Annotated in this window: 22 protein-coding genes and 1 pseudogene; 11 read left to right on the top strand and 12 right to left on the bottom strand. The window is 64.0% G+C overall.

Annotation, left to right across the window (positions count from 1 at the left end; all coding sequences use genetic code 11):
• Positions 1-11 precede the first annotated feature (11 nt).
• From NKI64_RS20265 to NKI64_RS20250, 4 genes are all read right to left on the bottom strand, one after another.
• Entirely contained in the window at positions 12-956 is a 945-nt protein-coding gene (locus NKI64_RS20265) for a 2-dehydro-3-deoxygalactonokinase (RefSeq protein WP_352669721.1), read from the bottom strand.
• Between the two features lie 5 nt (positions 957-961).
• A complete protein-coding gene (locus NKI64_RS20260; RefSeq protein ID WP_023703817.1) occupies positions 962-1,729 on the bottom strand; it encodes an SDR family NAD(P)-dependent oxidoreductase in 768 nt (255 codons plus the stop codon).
• Between the two features lie 169 nt (positions 1,730-1,898).
• Positions 1,899-3,248 (bottom strand): putative bifunctional diguanylate cyclase/phosphodiesterase, encoded by a 1,350-nt coding sequence (locus tag NKI64_RS20255; protein ID WP_023681311.1) that lies wholly within the window; start codon positions 3,246-3,248, stop codon positions 1,899-1,901.
• 100 nt (positions 3,249-3,348) lie between these two features.
• Entirely contained in the window at positions 3,349-5,148 is a 1,800-nt protein-coding gene (locus NKI64_RS20250) for a hypothetical protein (protein WP_023703818.1), read from the bottom strand.
• A gap of 124 nt (positions 5,149-5,272) precedes the next feature.
• Here NKI64_RS20250 and NKI64_RS20245 point away from each other — a divergent pair, with 124 nt between their 5' ends.
• From NKI64_RS20245 to gshB, 3 genes are all read left to right on the top strand, one after another.
• Positions 5,273-6,277: a glycosyltransferase gene (locus NKI64_RS20245; RefSeq protein ID WP_023673183.1), complete on the top strand. Its 1,005-nt coding sequence runs from the start codon at positions 5,273-5,275 to the stop codon at positions 6,275-6,277.
• 4 nt (positions 6,278-6,281) lie between these two features.
• Positions 6,282-6,656 (top strand): GtrA family protein, encoded by a 375-nt coding sequence (locus tag NKI64_RS20240; protein ID WP_023673182.1) that lies wholly within the window; start codon positions 6,282-6,284, stop codon positions 6,654-6,656.
• Between the two features lie 134 nt (positions 6,657-6,790).
• Positions 6,791-7,744: a glutathione synthase gene (gene gshB, locus NKI64_RS20235; RefSeq protein WP_023673181.1), complete on the top strand. Its 954-nt coding sequence runs from the start codon at positions 6,791-6,793 to the stop codon at positions 7,742-7,744.
• A 92-nt stretch (positions 7,745-7,836) separates the two neighbouring features.
• On the opposite strand, the gene NKI64_RS20230 is transcribed toward gshB, so the two are convergent.
• The gene (locus tag NKI64_RS20230; protein WP_023673180.1) at positions 7,837-8,910 is read right to left on the bottom strand and encodes a glycosyltransferase family 2 protein; all 1,074 of its coding nucleotides are present in this window, start codon (positions 8,908-8,910) and stop codon (positions 7,837-7,839) included.
• Between the two features lie 184 nt (positions 8,911-9,094).
• On the opposite strand from NKI64_RS20230, the gene NKI64_RS20225 reads away from it, so the two are divergent.
• Both NKI64_RS20225 and NKI64_RS20220 read left to right on the top strand, forming a co-directional pair.
• Positions 9,095-10,159 carry a glycosyltransferase gene (locus NKI64_RS20225; RefSeq protein ID WP_155923590.1) on the top strand — a complete coding sequence of 355 codons (1,065 nt, stop codon included), beginning with the start codon at positions 9,095-9,097 and terminating at the stop codon, positions 10,157-10,159.
• 248 nt (positions 10,160-10,407) lie between these two features.
• Positions 10,408-11,940, top strand: a complete 1,533-nt coding sequence (locus tag NKI64_RS20220; RefSeq protein ID WP_023819274.1) for a YifB family Mg chelatase-like AAA ATPase — start codon at positions 10,408-10,410, stop codon at positions 11,938-11,940.
• A gap of 208 nt (positions 11,941-12,148) precedes the next feature.
• Here the strand turns inward: NKI64_RS20220 and NKI64_RS20215 are convergent, their stop codons facing one another.
• Both NKI64_RS20215 and NKI64_RS20210 read right to left on the bottom strand, forming a co-directional pair.
• Entirely contained in the window at positions 12,149-14,320 is a 2,172-nt protein-coding gene (locus tag NKI64_RS20215; protein WP_352669617.1) for a malate synthase G, read from the bottom strand.
• 377 nt (positions 14,321-14,697) lie between these two features.
• Positions 14,698-16,719, bottom strand: coding sequence for a hydantoinase/oxoprolinase N-terminal domain-containing protein (locus NKI64_RS20210; RefSeq protein ID WP_023814544.1), 2,022 nt, complete (start codon positions 16,717-16,719; stop codon positions 14,698-14,700).
• A gap of 195 nt (positions 16,720-16,914) precedes the next feature.
• Between NKI64_RS20210 and NKI64_RS20205 the strand changes: the two genes are divergently transcribed.
• The 3 genes and pseudogenes from NKI64_RS20205 (at position 16,915) to NKI64_RS20195 (ending at position 18,890) form a co-directional block, all read left to right on the top strand.
• The gene (locus NKI64_RS20205) at positions 16,915-17,892 is read left to right on the top strand and encodes a threonine ammonia-lyase (RefSeq protein ID WP_023814545.1); all 978 of its coding nucleotides are present in this window, start codon (positions 16,915-16,917) and stop codon (positions 17,890-17,892) included.
• 8 nt (positions 17,893-17,900) lie between these two features.
• Positions 17,901-18,280: pseudogene (locus NKI64_RS20200) on the top strand (nuclear transport factor 2 family protein).
• Between the two features lie 16 nt (positions 18,281-18,296).
• Positions 18,297-18,890, top strand: a complete 594-nt coding sequence (locus NKI64_RS20195) for a DNA-3-methyladenine glycosylase (RefSeq protein WP_352669613.1) — start codon at positions 18,297-18,299, stop codon at positions 18,888-18,890.
• A 4-nt stretch (positions 18,891-18,894) separates the two neighbouring features.
• Here NKI64_RS20195 and NKI64_RS20190 read toward each other — a convergent pair whose 3' ends face one another.
• From NKI64_RS20190 to NKI64_RS20175, 4 genes are read right to left on the bottom strand one after another with little or no spacing between them, the layout of a single operon-like run.
• Positions 18,895-20,031, bottom strand: a complete 1,137-nt coding sequence (locus tag NKI64_RS20190; protein ID WP_023696062.1) for an ABC transporter permease — start codon at positions 20,029-20,031, stop codon at positions 18,895-18,897.
• Entirely contained in the window at positions 20,028-20,948 is a 921-nt protein-coding gene (locus NKI64_RS20185) for an ABC transporter ATP-binding protein (protein ID WP_023673289.1), read from the bottom strand. The genes NKI64_RS20190 and NKI64_RS20185 overlap by 4 nt, the downstream gene beginning before the upstream one ends.
• Positions 20,945-21,898, bottom strand: a complete 954-nt coding sequence (locus NKI64_RS20180) for an HlyD family secretion protein (RefSeq protein WP_352669609.1) — start codon at positions 21,896-21,898, stop codon at positions 20,945-20,947. Before NKI64_RS20180 ends, NKI64_RS20185 begins: the two co-directional genes overlap by 4 nt.
• Positions 21,895-22,599 carry a CerR family C-terminal domain-containing protein gene (locus tag NKI64_RS20175; RefSeq protein WP_023728788.1) on the bottom strand — a complete coding sequence of 235 codons (705 nt, stop codon included), beginning with the start codon at positions 22,597-22,599 and terminating at the stop codon, positions 21,895-21,897. The genes NKI64_RS20180 and NKI64_RS20175 overlap by 4 nt, the downstream gene beginning before the upstream one ends.
• A gap of 91 nt (positions 22,600-22,690) precedes the next feature.
• Between NKI64_RS20175 and NKI64_RS20170 the strand changes: the two genes are divergently transcribed.
• The 3 genes from NKI64_RS20170 (at position 22,691) to NKI64_RS20160 (ending at position 25,059) form a co-directional block, all read left to right on the top strand.
• Positions 22,691-23,188, top strand: a complete 498-nt coding sequence (locus NKI64_RS20170; protein ID WP_023728787.1) for a CYTH domain-containing protein — start codon at positions 22,691-22,693, stop codon at positions 23,186-23,188.
• Between the two features lie 86 nt (positions 23,189-23,274).
• Positions 23,275-24,216: a CHAD domain-containing protein gene (locus tag NKI64_RS20165; protein WP_023828854.1), complete on the top strand. Its 942-nt coding sequence runs from the start codon at positions 23,275-23,277 to the stop codon at positions 24,214-24,216.
• A gap of 42 nt (positions 24,217-24,258) precedes the next feature.
• On the top strand, positions 24,259-25,059 hold the full coding sequence (locus NKI64_RS20160; protein WP_023834577.1) for a C40 family peptidase: 801 nt from the start codon (positions 24,259-24,261) through the stop codon (positions 25,057-25,059).
• Between the two features lie 7 nt (positions 25,060-25,066).
• Here NKI64_RS20160 and NKI64_RS20155 read toward each other — a convergent pair whose 3' ends face one another.
• Positions 25,067-25,657, bottom strand: coding sequence for a TetR/AcrR family transcriptional regulator (locus NKI64_RS20155; RefSeq protein ID WP_023673283.1), 591 nt, complete (start codon positions 25,655-25,657; stop codon positions 25,067-25,069).
• Positions 25,658-25,670: the final 13 nt, after the last annotated feature.

Here is a 25,670-nt window from a genome sequence, read left to right as displayed (position 1 = left end):
ACTCTGGTGAGTCATTTGGCGATCATGCCATTTTCTCGCGCCGCCTCGATAAGGCCGGCACGCACCGCCTCGTCGGCGTCGACCGTCCTGACGGCAAGCGCTGCAAGGTCGAGCGCCTGGCGGTAGAGGGCTGCTAGCGACCCCGAGGCGACCAGCACGATTGCAGTGGTGCTTTCGCCATAGCGGCGGCCCGCCGAGGCGATCTCGCCGCCGATCAGCAGGCCGGACAGGCAAGCGGCGGCATCGTCGGCCTTGAGGTCCTGCAGCAGGCCGGCGGCGCGGATCGAGAACAGCCGCGAGGTGACGTCGCCGCCCTCGGCCAAAGCCTTGCGGCACCATTCCTGGAAGAAGGGATTGTCCGGAATGACCGGCTTCGGGCTCTCGCCCAGCGAATGGCGCAGGATCGAGTGAGTGGCCAGCACCGAAAACAGCTCGCCGGTCGGCCAGGTGCAGAAGCCGTCGACCGCGCCGTCTTCAACCAGAACCCACTTCGAATGGGTGCCGGGCATGCAGACGAGATGGCGACCTTTTGCCGGCAAACCGGCGCCGGCAAGCTGGGTTTCCTCGCCGCGCATTACGTCCGGCGCATCTTCCAGGCGCTGCGCCAGGCCAGGCACGATGCGGATGTCGCGGCGCTGGCCGGGAATGCGGGCGGCCCCCGCGAGAATGGCACTGAGCGGCGCCGGCACGGTGACGTAAGGCGCTTCCAGCCAACCCTGGCGCGAGCCGGCCATGCCGCAGATGATGACCGGCAGTGTGTCAGGTGCGCCGAGCGCCGCCAGATGGCCCTCGAGGATGGTCGAAAAGCCTTTTTGCTGCGCGGTGATCAACCCATCATCGCCGCGACGCTCGGCAAGCACCCCGCCCGCCCCGTCGACCAGCCAGACCCGCATGCGGGTCGTGCCCCAGTCGACGGCGGCGACTGCCGGCGTGCCTTTTGCCGGATTTTGATTCACCGGACTCACAGGAAACCCCCGTCGACGATCAACATCTGCGCCGTCAGCATACGCGCGGCGTCGGAGGCCAGGAACAGCACTGTGCCGACGATGTCGTCGGGCTGCATGACCTGCTTGATGCATTGCTTGGCGACATGGGCGGCGAGCTTCTCCTCGGTGACCCAGAGTTCCCGCTGCCGCTCGGTGATCACCCAGCCCGGCGCAATCGCATTGACGCGGATGCCGTCGACCCCAAGCTTGCCCGCGAGACCTTTGGTGAGGCCGAGTATGCCGGCCTTGGCGGCGGTGTAGGCCGGCATATCGGGGTGGTTGATGAGATAGGAGGTTGAGGTGAAGTTGATGATCGAACCGCCGCCGGCCCGCTTCATGCCCGGCGCGACCGCCTGTGCGGTGAAGAAATGCGGGCGCAGATTGACGGCGAGATTGTTGTCCCAGAACTCGACGGTAACGTCAGCGACGTCGTGGCGTTCGTCCCAGGCGGCATTGTTGACCAGCACGGTGACGTCGCCATGTGCCTCAGCCGCTTTGGCGGCCGAAGCGCGCAACGCCTCGACGTCGCGCAAATCGGTCTTGAGGTAGAGCGGTCGCCGGCCAAGTTCTTTTTCGACGCGATCGGCAAGCAGCGTGCTTGGGCCATCGGCGATGTCGATGAAGGCGACATGGGCGCCCTGGCGAACGAAGCCCTCGGTCAGTGCCGCACCAATTCCGGAACCGCCGCCGGTGATCAGCACCGAGGCTCCCCTGAGGTCGGCAAAATCGGCCGATGGCATCATATCTTCATCTCCCGGTCCGGTCGGCGCGCATCCTATCCAGCCAAGTCCGGGGAGCAAGGGCGAAAACGGCGATTTGATTGGCTTATGTCAGACAAAAGGCCGCAAGATGGCGGCCACAGTCGATCTTGGCTCGCGCCGCTGACTTGCTCGACGCAGGCCAGACCGCCGGTCAGACTGCCTTGGCGTAGAGGGCGCCGCGATAGGAATCGCGGAGGTAGCCGAGCGTGGCGTCGGCGTCGACCGGTTTGCCGAAGAGATAGCCCTGGCCGCCGGCGCAGCCGAACTGGACGAGGCGGTCGGCCTGCGCCTCCTCCTCGATGCCTTCGGCGACGACATCCATGCCGAGCCCTTCACACATGGCCAGAATGGCGCGGATGATGTGTTCCGACGGTCGGTCGTCGAGGATCGAGGAGACGAAGGCGCGGTCGATCTTGAGCTTGTCGAAATGGAATTCGCGCAAGCGGCCGAGCGAGGACTGGCCGGTGCCGAAATCGTCGAGCGAGACGCGGATGCCGACGCGACGCAGGTCCTCGACGATCTTCTCGGCCGAGGCCGGATCGTTCATCAGGCCGGTTTCGGTGATCTCGATCTCCAGCCGTCGCGGATCGAAGCCGGTGCGGTCGAGGATCGACAATATGTGCAGGCCAGTGTTCTGGTCGACGAGCTGCGAGGGCGACAGGTTGAAGGACAGGAACAGGTCCTTCGGCCAGCTGCGCGCCGCTTCGGTCGCCTTGCGCAGCACCAGCTGCGATAGCGGGCCGATGATGCCGCGCTCTTCGGCGATGGGGATGAACACGGTCGGCGGGACGACGCCGAGGTCGCGATCGGTCCAGCGCGCCAGCGTCTCGAAGCCGATGGTGCGGCGGGTGGTCAGATCGACGATGGGCTGGAAATGCGGCTCGACCTCACCGGCCGAGACGGCGCGGCGCAGCGCCTGTTCGATGCGGGTGACGCGCTTGGCCGCCTCTTCCATTTCGCGGGTGTAGACGACGACGCGGCCACGGCCCGAACGCTTGGCGTGGTAGAGCGCCGTTTCGGCCTTGTTGACGAGGATTTCCGTGGTTTCGTCGCCGGAATAAAAGAGCGAGCAGCCGACCGAGGCCGAAAGCCTGGCGGTGCGTTCGCCGACATCGTAGGGCGCCGACAGGATTTCGATCATCATGCGCGACTTCTCGGCCGCCGCCTCCTCCGAGAACACCATCGGGTAGAGGAAGGCGAATTCGTCGGCGCCGATGCGGCAGACAGTAGAGTGGCTGTCCATCGAGGCGCGCAGCCGCATCGCCACCTGGATCAATATGTCGTCGCCGGCCTTGTGGCCGAACAGATCGTTGATCGGCTTGAAGCCGTCGAGGTCGAGAATGCCGACCGTGAACGGCGCGGGATCGTCTGCACGGTCGCTGATCAGGCGATCGACCTTGTCGAAGAAGCGGCGATGGTTGCCGAGCCCGGTCAGCGCATCGGTGAACGCCAGATCCGAGTTTTCCCTGCTTGCCTGCCCGGTGCCAAACGTCGTTTGCATCGGTATCCCTGTTTGTGACGCCCGAAATTTAGGCTGAGACTGGCAGCAAAGCGTTTAGGAAGCGTATCGCGAAATCGATTTTTCGCTGGCGAATGATGCTTTAGCGGACGCGGTAGAGTTCGACCGGGGTTCCGCGCGTTTCGGCCACCGGTTCGAGCCAATCGGGGACGCTTCCCTGCATCAGCCTGGCCAGGAAGCCTTGCGGCGCCTTGGCGGCAAGCATCTTGCTTTCGGCGCTGCCGCGGCAGAGCGCCATCAGGCCGACGTGGTGAGCCGCCGCGATCGTCCTCGCCTGGTCCGCCGATCCGAGGAAGGCATCGAGCGCAAGCAGGTCGCCGGCGATGTTGCGATGATAGGGGCCGGCAAAGACGCGGTGCCCGGAATAGGCCAGGATGGGCGAGCCGAGATTGGAGATGGCAAGCACCGTGGTGTGCGGCAGCCGGGCCAACGCCGCGAAGGAGGCCTTGCGCTCGCAGGACGGATCGCTGTCGGTGTCCTGTGCCTCGACCGAGACCTTGTTGGCCTCGAATACGCTCGACGTCGCGGCGGCAGCACCGGCCCAGACGGCATTCACCGACACCACCCAGACCGCCGCCATGCGCAGCGATACGCTGCGCGCAGGGCTGATCCTCGCCCGTTCGCGCCAGCTTGCGATCCAGGCCGACAGCGGGATGACGGCAAAGGCGATCGAGAATGTCGAGCCGCGGACCTGCCAGGCGCTGACGATGAAGGCGCCGACCAGCAAGGCGCCGACGAGGCTGTCCTGGCGGCGCCATGGCCCACGCAGGCGAAGCGCCATCAGCGCGATCGCCACCAGCGGCGTGACATAGCGCGCCGCCAGCGAGGCCGGCTCGCTGGCGGCAATACTGAACAGCGACTGCGCCTCGTCGATGTGATCGAGCCACAATTCCTTGAGGCGCGGATCGAGATTTGCGTAGGGAGCCGCAAGGCATTGCGGAAACAGCGCCGCGACAACGGCGCCCAGCACAAGCGCGAGCAGGCCGAGCGAAATCAGGCGGCGTCCGGCCGTGCCGTTGGACACCTTGAGCGACGTCACGGCGGCAAGGCCCAGTCCGGCGATTGCCGCGACGACGAATTGCACGGCCGAGAAGGCATCGCACTGCGCCTGGCCCCAGGCCGATGGCGGGATGGTGCTGACGAAGACGAGGGCTGAAACGCCGGCAAAGCCGAGACCGAAATCCCTGGCGATCCGGTGTTCGCCGCCGGGATCGACGACGAACAGCAAAGCGATGCAGGCGCCGATGGTGGCGACATAGGGCGCGGTTTCCATGCCGACGGCCAGCGTCAGGGCCGCACACAGCCCGGAAATCAGCGCCGCCCAGCGACGCGCCGGCGCCTCGAGCAGCAGGCTGAGGCTGGCCATGGTCAGCGTCAGCTGGACATTGTGATGATCGAGCGCACCCGGCAAGAAAATGCCGATGAAATGCAGCGCCGCCGCGCCGATGACGATAGCGGGCAGCACGGCGCCGACGCCGGCGAAGCTTCGTGCCGCACGGGCTGTAAAAAACACCGCCAGGCAAAACAGCAGCGACGGCCACAGCACCTGTGCGATCGCTTCGGCCATGGCCATGCTGCCGGTCAGCGCCGAGGCGGCGAGGATGATGGCGGCGAGCGGTGCGTCGACCAGCCGCGACCAGTGCATGACGAAACCGCCTTCCGGCCCCATCCTGTACTGATGCAGGTCGAACCAGCCCTGGCCGGCCAGCATGTCGCGAACCTCGACCAGCCGCAGCAGGCTGTCATTGTCGCCGCCGGCATTGCTCAATTCGCGAAAGCCCGTGGCGGCATTGACGGCCAGCACCACCAGCATGGCAAGCAGCGCCAGCGTCATATCGGACTTCCAGGAGGAAGCACCCGCCTTGGCTGCGTTCATCATCATGACCTTCGTCGGAAAGACTGCGGCCTTAAACCTAGCCTTAACAGCTTCAATAAATAGTAAAGTCGCCTGAGCGAGTCCGCATATGAGCGCGGCCGGAGGCTCCGCCGGGTGTCGGGAGACGGAAATGCCGCACGAAGTCCGCCACGAGCCGGCCATTGCCGTGCTCCTGCCTTGCTACAATGAGGAACTGACCATCGCCGAGGTGGTGCGGCGCTTTCGCGAGACGCTGCCATCGGCCGACATCTATGTCTATGACAACAATTCGCGCGACCTGACGGCATTAAAGGCCCGCGCAGCGGGCGCCATCGTCGTCCGCGAGCCGCGCCAGGGCAAGGGCAATGTCGTGCGGCGCATGTTCGCCGACATCGATGCGGACATCTATCTGATGGCCGATGGCGACGGCACCTATGCGCCGGAAGATGCCTCGCTGCTGATCAACATCCTGCAGACCGAGCGCTGCGACATGGTGGTAGGCACCAGGCGCGGCGTCACCGACGATGCCGGCCGTTCCGGCCATGCCTTCGGCAACCGCATCTTCAATAGCCTCTACAAGCGGCTGTTCGGCGCCGACTTCACCGACATCTTCTCCGGCTACCGCGTCTTCTCGAGGCGCTTCGTCAAGAGCTTTCCCGCCGTTTCCGGCGGCTTCGAGATCGAGACCGAAATGTCGGTGCATGCCTCGCAGCTGAAACTGCCGGTGAGCGAGATCGCGCTCGATTATGGCCGCCGGCCTGAGGGATCGTCGTCGAAGCTGTCGACCTATCGCGACGGCGCCAGGATCCTGTGGATGTTCGCCATGCTGATGAAGGAGACGCAGCCGCTGCGCTTCTTCGGCGCCTTCGCCATTTTCTTCCTGGCATCGAGCCTTACCCTGATGACGCCGGTGCTGATCGAATTCGCCCAGACCGGCCTCGTGCCGCGCATGCCGACCTGGGTGCTGTCGGTCGGCCTGCTGCTCTTGTCGATGCTTGCGATGGTGACCGGACTGATCCTCGATTCGGTATCGCGCGGACGCGCCGAGCAGAAGCGCATTTTCTATCTCTCCGTCCCGTCGGGCCGGGTCGAACGGCGCGAACGCACGAGCGAAACAGCGAAGGCCGAACCGGGCAAGACGCCCCGGGCCGCCTGAGGCCGTGAGCCGGCTCGCCCGCTTCGTCCTGGCCGGCGGCGTTGGTTTCGTCGCCGATGCCGCGGTGCTCTGGCTGTTCTTGGCGGTGACGCCGCTCGGTCCCTTCGTCGCCCGTGTCCTGTCGATCGGCTTTGCGCTGTGCGTCACCTGGCAGATCAACCGGCACCTGACCTTTTCGCCGTCGAGCCGCGGCGTGGCGCAGGAGGGCGCGCGCTATGGCGGCGTCGGCATCGCCACCAGCATTGTCAACTATCTCGTCTACTGCGCCATCCTGTTCGCGCTGCCGGCAATGCCGCCGCTGGCGGCACTTGCCGTCGCCTCGCTGGTCGCCATGGCGCTGTCCTTCCTCGGTTACTCCCGGCTGGTCTTCGACCGGTAAAGGTCTGGGCCAAGCAAGCGCGATTGGCAGAAGCCGCCAAGTTCCGTATATCGGCGACTTGCCTTGCCGCAATTCCGGACGGAAAACCACTACGCACTTTTCCTGGACTTGCTCGACCCGCTGGAGACCAGAAGATGACCCTGAAGATCGCCGTCCAGATGGACCATGTCTCCACCGTCTCGATCGCCGGCGACACGTCCTTTGCGCTGTCGCTGGAGGCGCAGCGGCGCGGCCACCAATTGTTCCACTACACGCCCGACCGGCTGTCGATGCTGGGCGGCAAGGTGTTTGCCCGCATCGAAGAGATGAAGCTCCGCGACGAGAAGGGCAATCATTATACGCTGGGCGACAAGGTGCGCACCGACCTGTCGGAGATGGATGTGATCCTGCTGCGCCAGGATCCGCCCTTCGACATGAATTACATCACCACCACGCATATTCTGGAGCGCATTCACCCGAAGACATTGGTCGTCAACGACCCGGCCTGGGTGCGCAACAGCCCGGAAAAGATCTTCGTCACCGAATTCCCCGATCTGATGCCCGAAACGCTGATCACCAAGGATCCCCAGGAGGTCGCGGCCTTCCGCAAGGAATTCGGCGACATCATCGTCAAGCCGCTCTATGGCAATGGCGGCGCCGGCATCTTCCATCTCAAGGAAGACGATCGCAACCTCGCCTCACTGCTCGAAATGTTCGCCCAGCTGTCACGCGAGCCGTATATCGTCCAGCGCTATCTGAAGGATGTGCGCAAGGGCGACAAGCGCATCATCCTGATCGACGGCGAGGCGGTCGGCGCCATCAACCGCGTGCCGGCCGACCACGATTCTCGCTCCAACATGCATGTCGGCGGCCGCGCCGAAAAGACTGAGCTGACGGAGCGCGAACGCGAGATTTGCGCCCGCATCGGCCCGTCGCTGAAAGAGCGCGGCTTCATCCTGGTCGGCATCGACGTGATCGGCGACTACATGACCGAGATCAACGTGACCTCGCCAACCGGCGTGCGCGAAGTGCAACGCTTTGGTGGCGCGGATATCGCCAGCCTGTTCTGGGACGCGGTAGAGGCGAAGCGGCGGAATTTGGCCGCGTAGTGTGCGTTGCTACGGAGGACTTTGGTGGGTCCAGAGAAGCATCGAAAGATGCTCTTTATCGGGTAAGACTGCCGAGCAAGCGGCTCATCAAATCAAACTATGTCCCGGAAGCGCCGAGGCCTCAGTTTCGGAGGAAGGAGACCGATAAGTCTGGTCTGCAATTTTCGCTGTGGTGTTGCCCAGTCTTTCAGCAGAAAACCCGCATCGGAGTTCTTTTCCAGCAATGCAAAAGCCGCAGACAGTCCGATCAGGTCGACCAAGGTCCTGCGCATTGAGTGGCGGGAGATTAAATGCGCCAGTCCCGGCGCCACTTCGCACCAACGATTGGCCAGTGCCCGCCGTATCGCTATTTCAGTATCAGGCGACATCCTGCCGAGGCCAACTCCGGTACCCAGGATGCGCCCGTCCGCCCAGCCATTGCCGCCGTGAAGCCGATAACTGCCAAGAGCCCGCCCAATCCTCACGGTTCCGCCGATCATATGGGCGGCACGAGCCATATAACCATCGGCACATATCTTTATTTCGTCCGGATCGGATGGACGCATGATTTCAAGCGGAGCTCGACGAAACATCATCCCCGATGTGGTTGACCAAAACCAACCCACGGTACCCCGATCAATAAATAATAATGTCGGGTCAGCTTCGGTGTCGACATGCAGGTAGCCGCTCATTTTCGGCATCGATCGCGGGTCGTTCAGGTGGAATACGGGATGACCGCCCGCAAGCAGGTTGCCGGCCGTATCTATCACCACCTCATCGGAGCTCGACATTGCCGCGATACGGGTTTGGCTGAGATGCGCTCTCACATGGCATTCTATGAAGTCAGGATGCCAAGCATCGTCACCGTCAAGAAAGGAGATCAGGGGCCCGGCTGTCGCGTCAAGCCCGGTCATCATTGCTGTCAACTGCCCGCCATTTTGCAGTCGGGGCAGAAAGCGGAAACGACTGTCGCCAAGCTGGGACAGACACTCTTCAATCCTTCGGCGGGAACCGTCGGTCGAAAAATCATCGACCACCACGCATTCGAACGCAGTGTATGTCTGCGCCGCTACGGATCGGATCGCAGTGTCGATGAATGCCTCTTGATTGAAACAGCCTACGCAAACGGATACGGTTGGTAGCGCGATGTGAGAACCAGCTCCGCTTGGGACGATGTTTTCTTTCAAGAGGCGCTTCTCCGTACACCAGATTTGATCGCCTGAGATATTCCGTCGATCAAATGGCGGTGTTTCTTTGCCAAATTTCTCTCTATCGAAGCGAGTTTTTCTCCGCACTCAAGATCGCAATTGCCGCATGTTGACCCTACAGCACGGGTATCGCCCTCCTACCAAATTCGAGATTGTCAGAGCCATGCTGCGTCATGGCCACAACCTCAGAAAAGGGCACCCTTCCGCGAAGTCGCAACCTGCTCTTCAGGCCAGTTTGCTGTCGGACGATCCGTTCATATCCTATTCGGGAATGTCCGGTACGCCGCTCGGATTAGCAAGTCATATGCCTTTCCGTCCACGCAGCCACCGCGCCTGGTTTCTCATCTCGCCAACCTGGTCCATCGAAAACAGTGCTAGCGTCAAAACCATTCGGACCTATGCCGTTCTGCATAGACTCAAGAACCCCCGTCACTCGCTAATCTTCCTTTCCAACACTCAGCCAGAGGCTGATCTGTTGAACCAGTCCGGCGAGGCCGCCGTCCTGCACAACAAGACGTCAACAACCTCCGAACACATATTCAGGCCTCTCGATGACGTCCCTGTAGAATTTGATGCAATCTACAATGCGCAGCTGGCTCCGTGGAAGCGCCATGACTTGTCGCTTGGCATCCAGCGTTGCGCATTTGTCTTCTATCGAGATTCAAGCGGATCCTCCACGACGGAGTCGGAAAGAGCGCGAATAAATCGGCATAGGGAGCTCGCGCCGCATCACGTCTTTATCAACGAGTTTGACGGCACCGGCAAGCCTGTCCGATTGGCACCGGCTCAGGTGAACACGCATCTAAATCGTGCAGCCGTGGGAATCTGTCTCTCTCACCTGGAAGGACCAATGTTCGCAAGCACGGAATATCTTCTCGCGGGGCTTCCAGTGGTCACGACGCCGAACCATGGCGGCCGAGACCTTTATCTGGATGACGACTATTCGCTTACAGTTCCACCCGATCCTCGATCCATCGCGGAGGCTGTCTTAGCGCTGAAGGAGCGACGAATTCCCCGGGATTACATTCGTTCGCAAACTTTGAAACGAATCGAACGAGACCGCGGGCGGTTCATAGACCTTGTAAACGAGATTTTTCTGGAGAGCGGCTCTTCGCGCCGGATCGCCCTGCCTTGGCCTTTCAGATATCCTGTCATGGAGTGGCTTCCACCGCAGGTCGCGATCGATCGATCGCTTTCAGGTTCGGTCGATGCCTTCATCACCGTTTAGAAGCAACACCCTCAGATTGCCGAAGGGCCTAGTCGCCTTGTTAACGCGGTCGAGGAGGCGGAGCAGCCGTTCCATTTTGCTCAACCATCTTCCGTTTTTGCAACCGGCACAGCGCGCTGCAACCACCACGAATGCATGTTCCTGTAATGTTCTTGTCTTGGCCTGAAATCTATGGTTGTCTTGTCCTGACGTCGCTCGCGGTCTGAACCACAAGGCCGAGGCGAGCCGATATCCGGGGGCAGAGCAAGATGGTGGCGCGGGTTCGCACGGTTGCTTTCCAGGGCATCGAGGCCGTACCGGTCGATGTCCAGGTGATGATCGCGCCGGGCAAGGTCGGCATGCAGATCGTCGGGCTGGCCGACAAGGCGGTGGCCGAAAGCCGCGAGCGCGTGCAGGCGGCACTGCATGCGTCGGGGCTGTCGATGCCGTCGAAGAAGGTGACGGTCAACCTCGCTCCGGCCGATCTGCCCAAGGAAGGCAGCCATTACGATCTGCCGATCGCGCTCGGCCTGATGGCCGCCCTTGGCGCCATTCCGGGCGACATGCTGGCCTCCTATGTCGTGCTCGGAGAATTGTCGCTCGACGGCACCATTGCCACGGTCGCCGGTGCGCTGCCGGCGGCGATCGGCGCCAATGCCGAGGGAAAAGGCCTGATCTGCCCGTTCGGCTGCGGGCCGGAAGCGGCCTGGGCGGGCAAGGATTTCGACATATTGGCGCCGCGCAGCCTGATTGCCATCGCCAATCATTTTCGCGGCACGCAGGTGCTGTCGCGGCCCGAGCCCGGCATCCATGTCTCGGCCCGCGACCTGCCCGACCTTTCAGACATCAAGGGCCAGGAAAGCGCCAAGCGGGCGCTGGAAGTGGCGGCGGCCGGCGGCCACAATCTGTTGATGGTCGGGCCTCCCGGCTCGGGAAAATCGATGCTGGCGCAGAGGCTGCCTTCAATTCTGCCGCCACTGGCGCCCAAGGAACTTCTTGAAGTCTCGATGATCGCCTCGGTGGCCGGCGAGCTCGGCGAAGGCAAGCTCACCGACCGGCGGCCGTTCCGCGCCCCGCACCATTCGGCTTCGATGGCGGCAATGGTCGGCGGCGGCATCAGGGCGCGGCCGGGCGAAGTATCGCTTGCCCATAACGGCGTCCTGTTCCTCGACGAGTTTCCCGAATTCACGCCGCAGACCTTGGATGCGCTGCGCCAGCCACTGGAGACCGGCGACTGCATGATCGCGCGCGCCAACCACCGCGTCACCTATCCAGCGCGCATCCAGCTGGTGGCGGCGATGAACCCGTGCCGTTGCGGCATGGCCGGCGAGCCCGGCTATCGCTGCCTGCGCGGTGAGCGCTGCCGCACCGACTACCAGGCGCGCATTTCCGGCCCGCTGCTCGACCGCATCGATCTCAGGATCGAGGTACCGGCGGTCTCGGCCGCCGACCTGATCCGGCCCGACCGAGCGGAGAAAAGTGCCGCCGTTGCCCAGCGCGTGGCGCGCGCCCGCACCATCCAGCGCGAACGTTTCGAGCGGCTGGGCGTTACCAGCGCCACCACCAACGCCCATTGCTCGCCTTCTGTTATCGAGGACATCGCGATGCCGGATGCCGCCGGCCTGTCGCTGCTGAAAGACGCCAGCGAGAAACTCGGCTTTTCCGCGCGCGCCTATCACCGCGTGCTCAAAGTGGCGCGCACACTGGCTGACCTCGACGCCAGCGAAACCGTCGGCCGCATTCACCTGGCCGAGGCGATTTCCTACCGCATGATGTCGGAGCGGGTGGCGCAGGCGGCTTAACCCTCCCCCCTTGAGGGGAAGGTGACCGCGAAGCGGCCGGGTGGGGTCGCCGAAGAATGCTCGATCTTTTTTTTGAAGCCGAGCCGAGAAAGGGCCTCTGCGATGACATTGCTTGTAGTGTCGTCCGAAGGGAGTCGCCGCACTTCACGCAGGACCCCACCCGGCCCTTCGGGCCACCCTCCCCTCAAGGGGGAGGGAAACGCAGGCGCTAATTCGCCCGCGCTTTCGCCTTCAGCTCCAGCCGCCGTGCGTGCAGCACCGGTTCCGTATAGCCATTCGGCTGTTCGCGGCCTCTAAACACCAGGTCGCAGGCGGCGTGGAAGGCGATGGAATTGTCGAAATCGGTGGCCATCGGGCGGTAGAGCGGGTCGCCGACATTTTGGAGGTCGACGATCGCTGCCATGCGCCGCAGCGAATCCATCACCTGAATTTCGGAGCAAACCTTGTGGTGCAGCCAGTTGGCGATGTGCTGCGAGGAGATGCGCAGCGTGGCGCGGTCTTCCATCAGGCCGACATCGTTGATGTCGGGCACTTTCGAGCAGCCGACGCCCTGGTCGATCCAGCGCACGACATAGCCCAGAATGCCTTGCGCATTGTTGTCGAGCTCGCGCTGGATCTCGTCGGGGGTCCAGTTCGGCCGCACCGCCACCGGCACCGACAATATATCATCGAGCTTCGCCTTCGGCCGGCTCTTCAGCGCCGCTTGGACGGCGTGGACATCGACCTTGTGATAGTGCGTGGCGTGCAGCGTCGCCGCTGTCGGCGACGGCACCCAGGCGGTGTTGGCGCCGGCCTTGGGATGGGCGATCTTCTGTTCCAGCATCGCCGCCATCAGATCCGGCATCGCCCACATGCCCTTGCCGATCTGGGCATGACCGGCGAGCCCGCATTCGAGCCCGATGTCGACATTCCACGCCTCATAGGCGGAGATCCAGGCGGCCTGCTTCATGTCGCCCTTGCGGATCATCGGCCCGGCTTCCATCGAGGTGTGGATCTCGTCGCCGGTGCGGTCGAGGAAGCCGGTGTTGATGAACACGACGCGCTCCTTCGCCGCGCGGATCGCTTCCTTGAGGTTGACGGTGGTGCGCCGCTCCTCGTCCATGATGCCCATCTTGATAGTGTTTTTGGCCATGCCGAGCAGCGCCTCGACGCGGTCGAAAATCTCGACTGCGAAGGCGACTTCCTCCGGCCCATGCATCTTCGGCTTCACCACATACATCGAGCCCGCGCGGGAGTTCATCCGCCGCCCGTTGGCGCCGACATCGTGCAGCGCGATCAGCGCCGTCAGCGCCGCATCCATGGTGCCTTCCGGCACCTCGTTGCCATCGCGGTCGAGGATGGCCGGATTGGTCATCAGGTGACCGACGTTTCTCACCAGCATCAGCGAGCGGCCGGGCAAGCTCAGCGCGCCACCACTGGGCGCGGTCCAGGCGCGGTCCGGATTGAGCTTGCGCGTGAAGGTTTTGCCGCCCTTGCTGATTTCCTCCGCCAGATCGCCCTTCATCAGGCCGAGCCAGTTGCGGTAGACGATGACCTTGTCCTCGGCATCCACCGCCGCGACCGAATCCTCGCAGTCCTGGATGGTGGTCAGCGCCGATTCCAGGATCACGTCGGCAATGCCGGCCGGGTCGGTGCGGCCGATCTGGTTGGTGCGGTCGATGAGGATCTCGATGTGCAGGCCGTTCTGGACCAGCAGGATGGCTTCCGGGTTGGCACCGTCGCCGCGATAGCCGGCAAATTGTTTCGGGTTGGCCAGCGTGGTGCCGCCGGCGCCGGCGCCGAGCCGCAAGGTGCCACCCGAAACCGTCAGCCCGTTCACGCCGGCCCATTTGCCCGAGGTGAGCGGCACGGACTCGTCCAGAAAACTCTTCGCCCAGGCAACCACCTTGGCGCCGCGCACGGGGTTGAAGCTTTTACCCTTCTCGGCGCCACCGGTCTCGGCAATGGCGTCGGTGCCGTAGAGCGCATCGTAGAGCGAGCCCCAGCGGGCATTGGCGGCGTTGATCGCATAACGCGCATTCATCACCGGCACCACCAGCTGCGGCCCGGCAACGGTGGCGATCTCGGGGTCGACATTGTCGGTCGACACGGAGAAGGCCGGCCCTTCGGGCACGAGATAGCCGATCTCACGCAAGAAGGTTTTGTAGGCCTCCATGTCGATGGGCGCGCCATTGGCGCGGTACCAGGCGTCGATCTCTTCCTGCATGGCGTCGCGTTTGGCCAACAGCGCCCGGTTCTTCGGCGCGAGATCATGGACGATGGACGAAAAGCCGTTCCAGAAGGCGTCGGCGGCAATACCGGTACCCGGCAGCGCTTCGCCGACAAAGTCATGCAGTTCGCGGGCAATCCGCAATCCGGCGATCTCGACGCGATCGGTCATCAGGGCTTCTCCAGATGAAAGGCTTTGCGGCCTTTGGCATGTCAGGGGTGAAGGGTCAATTCAGCTTAGGGTGAAGGCGGGGAATTTGAAGCTGCTGATCTCCCCCCTCGTGGGGGAGATGCCCGGAAGGGCAGAGAGGGGCGCGAAGGAACGCAAACCTTTCCATGACCGATCGAAACAGGCCGAGTCGCGGGGTGAGCGTCGATGAGAGGTCGGCGGGACAGCGCCCCCCTCTGGCCTGCCGGCCATCTCCCCCACAAGGGGGGAGATTACCCTAAAGCTCGTCGCGCTGAACGGATTCATACGACGCGCTTTAAGTCTTTGTTTTGATGCATGTCGTTGTCCCAGAACCGCGGCACACTTCTGGGCGACATGCATTAAACCGCAATCCTCGGCCGACCCGATGCAACCGCCACCACATGCGCTTCGATAAACATCCGTTGGGCCTCAACCGTAGACACCTTGAACTCGGTCGAAACTTCTATCTCAGCGTTGTCGGTGCCGGCATTTTTCGCCCGCTCGGCCACAATCGCCCGCACATCAGCCTCCGCTGCCGCGATCGCCTCGGCCTCGTCCGTGAAGTCGCGCACCGTTTGCCCCGACGCCAAACGAAACAAACCTTCCCTGGGCTGGCTGACGCGGGCTTCGGCCGAGACGCGGACCTGGCCGACGACGGCGCCGAGCGCGTTGGCGACGTCGGTATCCTCCGGCACCACGCACTCATTACCGACCAGCTCGGCCAAGCCGGCATAGTGCAGCGGCGCCGAGGCGCCGAGGCCAATGACCGGACGATCGAGCGCGACGCTGAGCCTTGCGATGCCGGGATGGGAATCGACGGCGCGCTGCACCAGCGCGTGCGCGACGGTGGCGGCGCCATCCAGCCCATCCTCGGCAAAGGCTGTCTCCAGAATGTATTCGGCCGACCAGCGCGTGAGCGTCAGCAGCACGCGTTCGGAAATCACCTCCGGAGACGGCGCGATGTACTGGCCTCGCCCATCACGCTTGCGGGCAAACAGTTCGGCGGCGAGCCGGGCCGCAAGCGGGTCCCAGTTGGCCTGCTTGCCGAGCACATGGGCGGCGTCCGAGGGGGTGAAGCCCGAGATATGCACAAGACCGCGCGAGACCAGCCGGTTCAGCGTGGCGTTCTGGGCGTTCGAGGTGAGCAGCCTGTCGATGGCGAGCGGCACGGCACCAATCAGTTCATACAGTTTCGCCTCGGGCGCGGTCAGGCCGGCGGCGAGCCTGTCCGGCACGCCGGTGCGCAACGCAAAGCGGCTGTCCATGCGGCCGGGGTTGGGCGCCCTGAGCTGGCGCTCGAGCTCCGATGTCACTGAAGCACCATGCATCATGCCGGCCAGCGCCAGTGGCACCAGGCGGCGCGGCCCGAGCAGGATTTTCGGGTTGAGCGCGCCATCTTCCAGCGCCACCTCGGAATCGCCGCCGAGGCCGAAGGTGCGCATGGCGACCGCCTCGACCATGGTGCGGAAGCCGCCGACAGTGGCGCCTTCGGGATCGAGCCGAGGACGGCCGCCGTCGAGCACGGCGACATCGGTGGTGGTGCCGCCAATGTCGGACACCATGGCGTTGTCCAGGCCCGTCATGTGGCGGGCGCCGACCAGGCTGGCGGCCGGGCCGGAGAGGATGGTCTCGATCGGCCGCTGGCGGGCAAACGCCGCCGAAACCAGCGCGCCATCGCCGCGCACCACCATCAGGGGCGCTGCGATGTTGCGGGCTTCCAAAAATCCTTCGGTTGCCGCCACCAGCCGGTCGATCATCGAGATCAGCCTGGCGTTGAGCAAGGTGGTGAGCGCGCGACGCGGACCGCCGAGCTTGGCCGACAATTCATGGCTGGCGGTCACCGGCAGGCCGGTCTTTTCGCGGATGAGGTCGCGCGCGGCGAGTTCATGCGCCGGGTTGCGGGTGGCGAAATAGGCGCACACGGCAAAGCCCGACACCGAGGCGCCGAGTTCAGGGAGTGCTGCTTCCAGCCCCGACAGATCGAGCTTGGCCGCATTGCCGTGCACGTCATGGCCGCCCGGACAAAACACCACCGGATCGGTGCCGAGCGCCGTCTTCAGCCCGTCGCGCGCAAGGTCGGCCCCGGTAAAGCCGATCATGATGAGCGCCACACGCCCACCCTGGCCCTCGACCAGCGCATTGGTGGCGAGCGTCGTCGACATCGACACGAGTTTGATCGCGGCCGGATCGGTGGCCGATTTTCCCAGCACCGCATCGACCGCGCCGGAAATGCCGACGGCAAGATCGTGCCGCGTGGTCAGCGCCTTGGCCTTGGCCAGCACCTTGCCTTTTGGCCCGCCTTGTTCCGACCACAGCACGGCATCGGTATAGGTGCCACCGGTGTCGATACCGAGGAACAGGGGTTTTGGCTTGGCGGTCATGTCTGGCGGTCCGGGATTCTGCTCCCCCGCCCTTAGCCGATACGGCCCGGCTGATAAAGGCGGGAGAGGTGGGCCAGTTTGACCCTCGTCGCCGCTCATGCCCGCCAAACTTTGTAACGGTCACATTTTTTCATTGGTGCGTGGCCTGCCTTTGCGTGCACCATGCGCCGATCTCATCCCTTTCAGGACTTCGCCATGACCACGCTTCCCGGCATCGCCGACATCCATGCCGCCGCCGCGCGGCTCTCCGGCCTGATCGCCGAAACGACCTTGATCGAATCGCTGGAACTCAACAAACGCTTCGGCGGCCGCATCCTGTTCAAGCCGGAGACGCTGCAGCGCACCGGCTCGTTCAAATTCCGCGGCGCCTACAACAAACTGTCTTCGCTGAGCGAAGAAGAGCGCAGCCGCGGCGTCGTCGCCTTCTCCTCAGGCAACCATGCTCAGGGCGTCGCCGCGGCGGCTGCCATGTTCGGCGTCAAGGCGGTCATTGCCATGCCGGCCGACGCGCCGGCGATGAAGATCGCCAATGTCCGCAAGATGGGCGCCGAAGTGGTGCCGTTCGACCGCTTTCGCGACGACCGCATGACGGTGGTGCGACCCTACATGGACAAGGGCATGGTGCTGGTGCCTCCTTTCGACGATCCGGCCATCATCGCCGGCCAGGGCACGATCGGTCTCGAACTGATGCGCCAGGCAAAAGCGCTCGGCGTCAGCCTCGACGCGGTCGTCATTCCCTGTGGAGGCGGCGGCCTGACGAGCGGCATTTCGATCGCCATCAAGGATGCCTCGCCGGCCACGGCAGTCTGGGCCGTTGAGCCCGAGCATTTCGACGACACCCGCCGCTCGCTGATCGAGGGAAAAAGGGTTTCCAACGAGCCCGGCCACAGTTCGATCTGCGATGCCATCCTCACCGCAGAGCCCGGTGCCATCACCTTCGAGATCAACCGCAAGAACCTCGCCGGCGCCATCGCCGTCTCCGACAAGGCGGCCGCACAGGCGGTGCGCGACGCCATGGCCCATCTCAAGCTGGTGGTCGAACCCGGCGGCTGCGTGGCGCTGGCGGCGCTCTCGTCAGGCGAGATCGAACTGTCGGGCAAATGCGTCGCCGTCGTGCTGTCAGGCGGCAATGTCGATTTCACCACCTATGCCGAGATCATGGCCGCGGCCTGAGAACCGATATGGCAGACGCTGAGATAAGGGCGGCTCTCCATCGCCATTGGGCTGCCTCCGATGCCATGATCTCGAGACGGAGCATCAGATCTATCGCGAGGACGCGGTGCTCGATTATCCGCAATCAGGCGAGCGCATCAGCGGACGGCACAACATCCAGTCGTCGCGCGCCACGCAGCCCAACCGGAAGCGCTTTGCCGTGCGGCGGATCACCGGGTCAGGCGACCTCTGGATCACCGAATATGTCCTGACCTATGACGGGATTCCGTCCTATACGGTGAGCATCATGGAGTTCGTCGATGGCAAAGTGGTTCGCGAGACCCAGTATTTCGGCGATCCGTTCGAGCCGGGGCAGTCGCGCGCGCAATGGGTCGAACGGATACCTTGAAACACGGCGGCGGTAGATGACCGGCCACCATCCGCTCGATCGTGCCGAACTGCCTGATGATACGGCCGATCTCGCCCGCTATCTCATCGGCAAGCTCGTGGTGCGGGAGCTGCCGGAAGGCATCGTCAGCGGCCGTATCGTCGAGACCGAGGCCTATGTCACCGGCGACGCCGCCGGGCACGGCTATCGCGGCATGACGCCGCGCAACCGTTCGCTGTTCCTCGGGCCCGGACACGCCTACGTCTACCTCGCCTATGGGGTCTCCTGGATGCTCAATGTCTCGAGCGAGGGGCCGGGCACCGGCGTGCTGATCCGGGCGCTGGAGCCGCTCGAAGGCATCGCCATCATGCGGCTGAACCGGGGCGTGGAGCGCCTGCGCGACCTGGCGCGCGGGCCGGGGCGGCTCGCCCAGGCATTGCGGATCGACCGTTCGCTGGACGGCCTCGATCTGTGCCGCCAAGGCCCGCTATGGCTGGCAGCCGACGAGCATCAGGCCGGCGACATCGGCCAAGGCATCCGCATCGGCATCACGAAGGATGCGGACCGCCCGCTGCGGTTCTATGTCAGGGGCAGTCCGTTCGTCAGCGGTCCGCGATCGCTCAATTCCTGAACGCTCAGTCGAGCGTGCGCCTGAACCGCACCAATGCGACGCCGGCAAACAAGGCCACGAACCCGACCAGCCAGGCGATCTCGCCCGCAACCGCCGGCAGTTCGGCGCCCTTCAGCATCACCGCGCGGGTGATGCGCAGAAAATGCGTCAGCGGAAAAATCTCGCCGAAGGTCTGCGCCCAGCCCGGCATGCCGCGATAGGGGAACATGAAGCCGGACAAAAGGATCGACGGCAGGAAGAAGAAGAAGGTCAGCTGCAGCGCCTGCATCTGCGTGCGGGCGATGGTCGAGATGGTGTAGCCAAGCAGCACCAGCGCCAGCACGAACACCAATACGGCTGTAAGCAGCAGCGACATCGAGCCGGTGAAAGGAATGGCGAACAGAAGCTTCGACGCCGCCAGCACGACGACCACCTGGACGCCGCCGACCACCAGATAGGGCAGCACCTTGCCCAGCATGATCTCGAACGGGCTGGACGGCATGGCGAGCAGGTTTTCCATAGTGCCGCGCTCGGTCTCGCGGGTCAGCGCGATCGAGGTCATCATCACCAGGGTCATCTGCAGGATGACGCCGAGCAGGCCGGGCACGATGTTGTATTGCGAGATGCCTTCCGGATTGTAGCGCTGGTGCACCACCACATCGAGCTGGCCCCTGGCGGCCTCACTCGCCGCCTCCTGCATGCCTTGCGCCCGAAGCAGCGCCTGGCTGGCCACTTTGCTTAGCGTCGAGATGGCGCCGCTGGCGGCGGCCGGGTCGGTTGCGTCGGCCTCGATCAGGATCTGCGGATTGTCGCCGCGCTCCACCCGGCGGCCGAAATCGGCCGGGATGGTGACGACGAAGGCGACATCGCCGCGCGCCATCAGGAATTCAGCATCCTCGGCACTTTGCGCGACATGGTCGAAGCGGTAGTAGCCGGTGGTCTGCAGGGCCGCGACAATGGCGCGGGTGTAGGGGTCGTTGCTGGTCGCCACCAGTGCGGCAGGCAGGCTTTTGGGATCGTTGTTGATGGCGTAGCCGAACAGCACCAGCTGCAAAAGCGGCACGCCCAGCATCATGGCGAAGGTGATGCGGTCGCGCCGCATCTGGATGAATTCCTTGATCAGCAGCGCACCGAGCCTGGCGAAGGAGAAGACGCTGTTCATGCCATATTGTCCTTCGAGCCGGACATGAACTGGATGAACACATCCTCGAGGCTGGTCTCGCCGGGTTTTACGCTGACGCCCTTGTGCTCCTTCTCGACATCGGCGAGCGCCTTTTCGAGCTTTGCCTTGTCGGAGCCGACGACATGCAGCGTCGCGCCGAACGGCGCCACCTGGTCGACGCCGGGCCGGTCCCTGAGTGCATCGGCGACCTGGTCGAGGCGCGGTCCCTGCAGCACGAAGGTGGTCAGACCGGCATTCGTCACCACCTCGTCCACCGTGCCGGTGGCCAGCATCTTGCCGTAGGAGATGTAGCTGATTCGGTGGCAGCGCTCGGCTTCGTCCATGTAGTGGGTGGACACCAGCACGGTCAGACCGCCGCTCGCCAGCCGGTGGATCTCGTCCCAGAATTCGCGCCGCGCCTTCGGATCGACGCCGGCGGTCGGCTCGTCGAGCAGCAGCAGCTTCGGCTTGTGCATGATGCAGGCGGCCAGTGCCAGCCGCTGCTTCCAGCCGCCCGACAGCGTGCCGGCGAGCTGGTTGCGGCGGCTCGTCAGGCCAAGCTCTTCCAGCGTTTTCGACACATGCTCCTCGACCGGCTTCAGCCGGTAGAGCCGCGCCACGAATTCGAGATTCTCGCCGATCGTCAAATCCTCGTAGAACGAGAATTTCTGCGTCATGTAGCCGACTTCGCGCTTGATGCGGAGCGACTCGGTGCGGATGTTGAAACCCAGCACCGTACCTTCGCCCTCGTCGGGCGTTAGCAGGCCGCACATGATGCGGATGGTCGTCGTCTTGCCGGACCCGTTGGGCCCGAGAAAGCCGACGATCTCGCCCTCAGCCACCGTCATCGTCACATGGTCGACGACAGTCTTGTCGCCGAAACGCTTGACCAGGCCATGAACGTCGATGGCGTTCATTTTGCCGCGGCCGCCAGCTCGACATCGACGATCTGTCCCGGCTGCAGCGCTTGCGCCTTGCCCTCAGGCCGCGCCTCGACGAGGTAGACCAGCTTCTGCCGGTTCTCGAGCGAGTAGATCACCGGCGGGGTGAATTCCGGGTCGGGCGAGACATAGCTGACGCGCGCCTTCACCTCCGGCCCGCAGCCGTCGCAATGGACGACAAGCAGCGTGCCGACCTTGATCGACGAGAACGCACTTTCCGGGACATAGACGCTGAGCTTTACCGCACCGTCCGGCAACATCGAAATGACAGGCGCGGTCGGACCGGCGGTGTCGCCGGGATTGCGGATGACGTCATTGATGCGGCCGGGCGAGGGTGCCGCCAGCACGCGCTTCGACAGCCGCCACTCAGACTGCTTCAACGCCGACTGCGCCTGTTTGACCTGATTGTCTGCCGCCTTGATCGTTTCGGGACGCGCAGGCAGACCGCCGACGGCGAGGTTGGCCTGCGCCTGGCCGACCTGCGCATTGGCGGTCTCCAGCGTCGCGGCGGCGGTGTCGTAGTCGGCCTGCGTGCCGGCACCGCGCTTGAACAGGTCGGCGGCGCGGTCGTATTTGCGCTTGGCATCCGTGGCCTGGGCCTTGGCCATGTCGACCTCGGCCTTCAGCACCGCGATCTCCTCCGGCCGCTTGCCGATCTGCAGGTCGGCCAGCTGCGCCTGCGCCTGGGCGAGCGCGGCCCCTGCCTGGGCGACGGCGATTTTTGCGTCGGCGCTTTCGAGAGTCACCACCGGCGTGCCTGATACAACACGGTCGCCGCGCTTGACCGCGACGGTCTCGACCTGCGCCACCTCGATCGGAGCCAGCAAGACATAGTCGCCCTCGACATAGCCGACGGCAAGCGGCGCTGCCGGCGCGCAGGCGCCGAACAGCTTGGCCGCGAGAGGCAGGGAACAGAGAAAACTCATCGCTTGCCCTCCTTGCGGGCGACCGGATTGCGGGCCGCCAGTATGGCGCCAAGATTGCCTGTCACCGCCGCCACCACCTTGGCGGCCTCGGTGTTGCCGATCTCGCGCCAGCCCATACGACGCATCACTGCTTCGCGACCGATGCGGAAATAGATGACCTGGCCGATCAGCGTGAAGACCACGAGCTTGGTGGCCTCGCTTTCGGCCGGCTCGCCCGTCGCCTGTTCCCAGATCTGGCAGAGGCGGCGATGGGTCGGTTCGAACACCCCGTCATAGATGCGGTCGAGTGCGGCGGTCGGATGCGTCAATTCCCTAAGTACAAATTGTACGATATCGCCAGCTTCCGGTCTGGCTACGATAAACGCCACCATCGCTTCCAGCGCGGCGAACAATTGTGCCCTCGCCGCCTCCGGGCCGGCTTGACCCGGCAATTGCGTGCCGCCGAGCGCCTGGCCGGCAACCGACTGGATGGTTTCGACGATGTGGTCGGCGGCGGCCGCGCGCAACCCTTCCTTGCCGCCGAAGTGATAGGCGATCGAGCCGATGTTGGCCTTGGCCTCGGCGGCGATCTCACGCGTCGACGTGCCGTCGAACCCTTGCCGTCCGAACAGCTTGAGCGCCGAAAGCACGAGTGCGGCGCGCGTCTGCTCTGCGGGGGATGTCTCCTGGCGGGGCGTTTTATCGGCTACGGTTTTGATCATGCTGGGCACTTAATCAATCGATTGATTAAAGTCAAATTGATTATCCGCGGCGGCTTGCCATGTCGGGCCGCAGACGCTTTAGTGGGCGGCCATGGGCAAGGAAGTCGAACGCAAGTTCCTGGTCTCCAGCGCCGAATGGCTGGAAATGGCCGAGGCGAATATACGCATTCGCCAGTTCTATCTTGCCGCAACACCCGGCCGCACCGTGCGCGTGCGCATCAGCGACGGCAGTTCGGCGAAGCTGACGCTTAAATTCGGCAGCAAGATCCGCGAGCGTGACGAATACGAATATGAAATTCCACTGGCGGACGCAGAGGAGATGCTGGCCTTCGCCATCGGACATGTCATCGAGAAGACACGCCACCATGTTAGGCATCGCGGCTATCTCTACGAAGTCGATGTTTTCGGCGGGATTCTAGCCGGCCTTGTGGTGGCCGAACTGGAGACGCCGGAGGATGTACCTGACGAAATGCTGCCTGATTGGCTCGGCCGCGAAGTGACCGGCGAGCAGAGATTTTACAACGCGTCGCTCGCCCTAGAGCCGGATGATTTTAGGTCGGGTCGACCTAAAATCGGAATCCGGCTCTAAATCAAAAGAGATGGAGCATGATGTCGTCCGAAAACCGCTTCACACTTTTCGGCATCATGCTCTAGGGGGATTCCGGAGATCGCCGCATGAGCTTTCGCATCGATCCGCGCCTGCCGCTGACCGGCGAGGTCAGGCGTATCCTTGGCGAGGAGATCGGCAAGGCGCTTGCCCATCTGGCCGTCGCGCGCGACCAGCCGGAGCAGGCATTGCACAAATGCCGCAAGCGGCTGAAGAGCGCGCGCGCCTTGCTGCGGCTGGTCCGTTCCGGAAATGAAACATTCTGTCGGACTGAGAACCAATGCTACCGTCAGGTGGCGGCGCTGCTTGCCGGGCCGCGCGAGGCGACCGCGCTGGTCGAGACCGTCGACCGGCTGGCAGCCGCCTTTCCCGAGCAGGTTGCCGGCGGCGGCCTCGACAGCGTGCGCGACCGGCTTATCGCCCGCCAGCATGAAATCCATGCCGGGGCTGGTCTCGACGCCGCCATAGGCGCGGCCACGGCCGCCTGCGAGGAAGGCCTGATCCGGATCGAGCGGCTGCTGCTCCCCGATCTGCCTGAGCATGCAGCCGATGTGCTTGCGGAAGGCGCTCGCAAGACCTTGCGCCGGGCCAGGAAGGCGCTGGACAAGGCCGGATCCCACGGAGGAGCCGAGGATTTCCACGATCTGCGTAAGGCGGCCAAGACCCACTCGATGCATCTTTCGCTGCTCGGCCGGCTGTGGCCGACGCCGATCAAGGTGCGGCGCAAGGCGGTCGACGAACTGGGTGAAAAGCTCGGCGAACTGCACGATGTCTTCGTCATGCGCGCCCTGCTCGAAGCCGACGGCGAGCCGCTCGGCGATGCGCAGGACACCAAGCTCCTGGGCAAGCTTTTGAAGCGCTCGGAAAAAAGCCTGAAAAAGAGCTGCCTCGCCGGGGCGGCCGAACTGTTCGGCGACAGTCCCAAGCGCTCGACAAAGAAGCTCGCCCGCAATGCGCGCGACGACCTCGCCGGGCCGGCACTGCCGGAAGAGACAGTGCCGGCCGGCTGACGCTGGCACTCCCCCGCCGGCGCGTGCTAGTCACGCTCTACCATGACCGCACCTGCCGACACGCTTCTGGACCGACTTGGCCGCTGGCTTGCCGGCCGGCTGCAGGACGAATCCTCCGGCTATGAGCCCTACACGCCGTCCGACGCCGAGACGTTGCGGCGCACGCTCGAGCCCGGCGACATCCTGCTCATCGAAGGCAACCAGAAGATCTCGGCGGCGATCAAATACCTGACCCAGTCGACCTGGTCGCATGCGGCCTTCTATATCGGCGATGCCTTGTCCGAACCGGAGGACGGATCGGAACGGCGTCGGCTGATCGAAGTCACGCTCGGCGAAGGCTGTGTCGCCGTGCCGCTGTCGCGCTACCGCACCTACAACACCCGTATCTGCCGGGCGAGCGGGCTGACCCCGGAAGACCGCGACCATGTCGTCGCCTTCATGATCGGCAAGCTCGGCCTGAAATACGATCTCAAGAACATTTTCGACATGCTGCGCTTTTTCCTGCCGACGCCGCCGGTGCCGGTGCGCTGGCGCCGCCGCATGCTGGCTTTCGGCTCCGGCGACCCGACGCGCGCCATCTGCTCGACCCTGATCGCCGAAGCCTATGGCGAGATCCGCTATCCGATCCTGCCCGAGATCACCCGCGCGCCCGGCCGCGCCTCAGCGCAGTCGAACTATTCGCGCCGCGAAATCCTGCACATCCGCCACCACTCGCTCTACACGCCGCGCGACTTCGACCTGTCGCCCTTCTTCCGCATCGTGAAACCGACGCTGGAATTTGGGTTCGACTACCGGGCGGTGACCTGGGAAGATAGGGCCGCTGAGGCGAAGGCCGCCGAATAGCAACCATTCAAACCGGCGCCGATGGCGAGTGGCGCCCTATGAGATCATTCGAGACAGTGTCGATGATCTCAGCGGAAAGCGTCGGATCGGGCACGACGCGGGAGAGGATCACCGATCCGACCATTTCCGCTAGGAATGCGATCGCGGCACTCCGCTTCGCGGCCGGGTCGCTTCCCGGCAGGAGTGAAATGATCAACGCGACATAATTGCTGACGATGCTTCCGAAGAACGATCGAAGCGCTGGATCGTCGTGCCGGGCGGCATCGGCCGCCAGTGCGGTGAGGCTGCATCCGTGCCCCGGATTGTCGCGATGATGGTCCGAGATGTAGTGGCGCACCAGCGTCTCAAACGGAGTATCGGTCGAAGCGAGCCGGGCGGATAGATCGGCGCTCATGTCACTGAAGGCCCGCTGCATGGCCTGAACGATGAGGTCGTCCTTCGACTTGAATTGTCGGTAGAAGCCTCCGTGGGTAAGCCCGGCCGCGCTCATCAGATCGGCAATGCCGATCCCGTCGATCCCTTGTTCGCGGAAGAGCTTTGCGGCGGTATCGATGACCCGCTCTCGATTTAACTCGACCATCTCCTTGCTCACCTTCACGACCGCATCCTCT

It is taken from the genome of Mesorhizobium sp. M0478 (assembly GCF_040321305.1).
Lineage (GTDB): Bacteria > Pseudomonadota > Alphaproteobacteria > Rhizobiales > Rhizobiaceae > Mesorhizobium.
The sequence above is the reverse complement of the archived record's forward strand: the minus strand, read 5'-3'. Positions and strand labels throughout refer to the sequence as shown.

Excerpts from the sequence above, each read along its gene's own strand:
- NKI64_RS20245 (WP_023673183.1), top strand. The coding sequence starts at position 5,273 with ATGCCGCACGAAGTCCGCCACGAGCCGGCCATTGCCGTGCTCCTGCCT.
- NKI64_RS20195 (WP_352669613.1), top strand. The coding sequence starts at position 18,297 with ATGACCGGCCACCATCCGCTCGATCGTGCCGAACTGCCTGATGATACG.
- gshB (WP_023673181.1), top strand. The coding sequence starts at position 6,791 with ATGACCCTGAAGATCGCCGTCCAGATGGACCATGTCTCCACCGTCTCG.
- NKI64_RS20165 (WP_023828854.1), top strand. The coding sequence starts at position 23,275 with ATGAGCTTTCGCATCGATCCGCGCCTGCCGCTGACCGGCGAGGTCAGG.
- NKI64_RS20260 (WP_023703817.1), bottom strand. The coding sequence starts at position 1,729 with ATGATGCCATCGGCCGATTTTGCCGACCTCAGGGGAGCCTCGGTGCTG.
- NKI64_RS20225 (WP_155923590.1), top strand. The coding sequence starts at position 9,095 with ATGCTGCGTCATGGCCACAACCTCAGAAAAGGGCACCCTTCCGCGAAG.
- NKI64_RS20210 (WP_023814544.1), bottom strand. The coding sequence starts at position 16,719 with ATGACCGCCAAGCCAAAACCCCTGTTCCTCGGTATCGACACCGGTGGC.
- NKI64_RS20175 (WP_023728788.1), bottom strand. The coding sequence starts at position 22,599 with ATGATCAAAACCGTAGCCGATAAAACGCCCCGCCAGGAGACATCCCCC.
- NKI64_RS20190 (WP_023696062.1), bottom strand. The coding sequence starts at position 20,031 with ATGAACAGCGTCTTCTCCTTCGCCAGGCTCGGTGCGCTGCTGATCAAG.
- NKI64_RS20220 (WP_023819274.1), top strand. The coding sequence starts at position 10,408 with ATGGTGGCGCGGGTTCGCACGGTTGCTTTCCAGGGCATCGAGGCCGTA.
- NKI64_RS20205 (WP_023814545.1), top strand. The coding sequence starts at position 16,915 with ATGACCACGCTTCCCGGCATCGCCGACATCCATGCCGCCGCCGCGCGG.
- NKI64_RS20250 (WP_023703818.1), bottom strand. The coding sequence starts at position 5,148 with ATGATGATGAACGCAGCCAAGGCGGGTGCTTCCTCCTGGAAGTCCGAT.
- NKI64_RS20170 (WP_023728787.1), top strand. The coding sequence starts at position 22,691 with ATGGGCAAGGAAGTCGAACGCAAGTTCCTGGTCTCCAGCGCCGAATGG.
- NKI64_RS20215 (WP_352669617.1), bottom strand. The coding sequence starts at position 14,320 with ATGACCGATCGCGTCGAGATCGCCGGATTGCGGATTGCCCGCGAACTG.
- NKI64_RS20180 (WP_352669609.1), bottom strand. The coding sequence starts at position 21,898 with ATGAGTTTTCTCTGTTCCCTGCCTCTCGCGGCCAAGCTGTTCGGCGCC.
- NKI64_RS20185 (WP_023673289.1), bottom strand. The coding sequence starts at position 20,948 with ATGAACGCCATCGACGTTCATGGCCTGGTCAAGCGTTTCGGCGACAAG.
- NKI64_RS20255 (WP_023681311.1), bottom strand. The coding sequence starts at position 3,248 with ATGCAAACGACGTTTGGCACCGGGCAGGCAAGCAGGGAAAACTCGGAT.
- NKI64_RS20160 (WP_023834577.1), top strand. The coding sequence starts at position 24,259 with ATGACCGCACCTGCCGACACGCTTCTGGACCGACTTGGCCGCTGGCTT.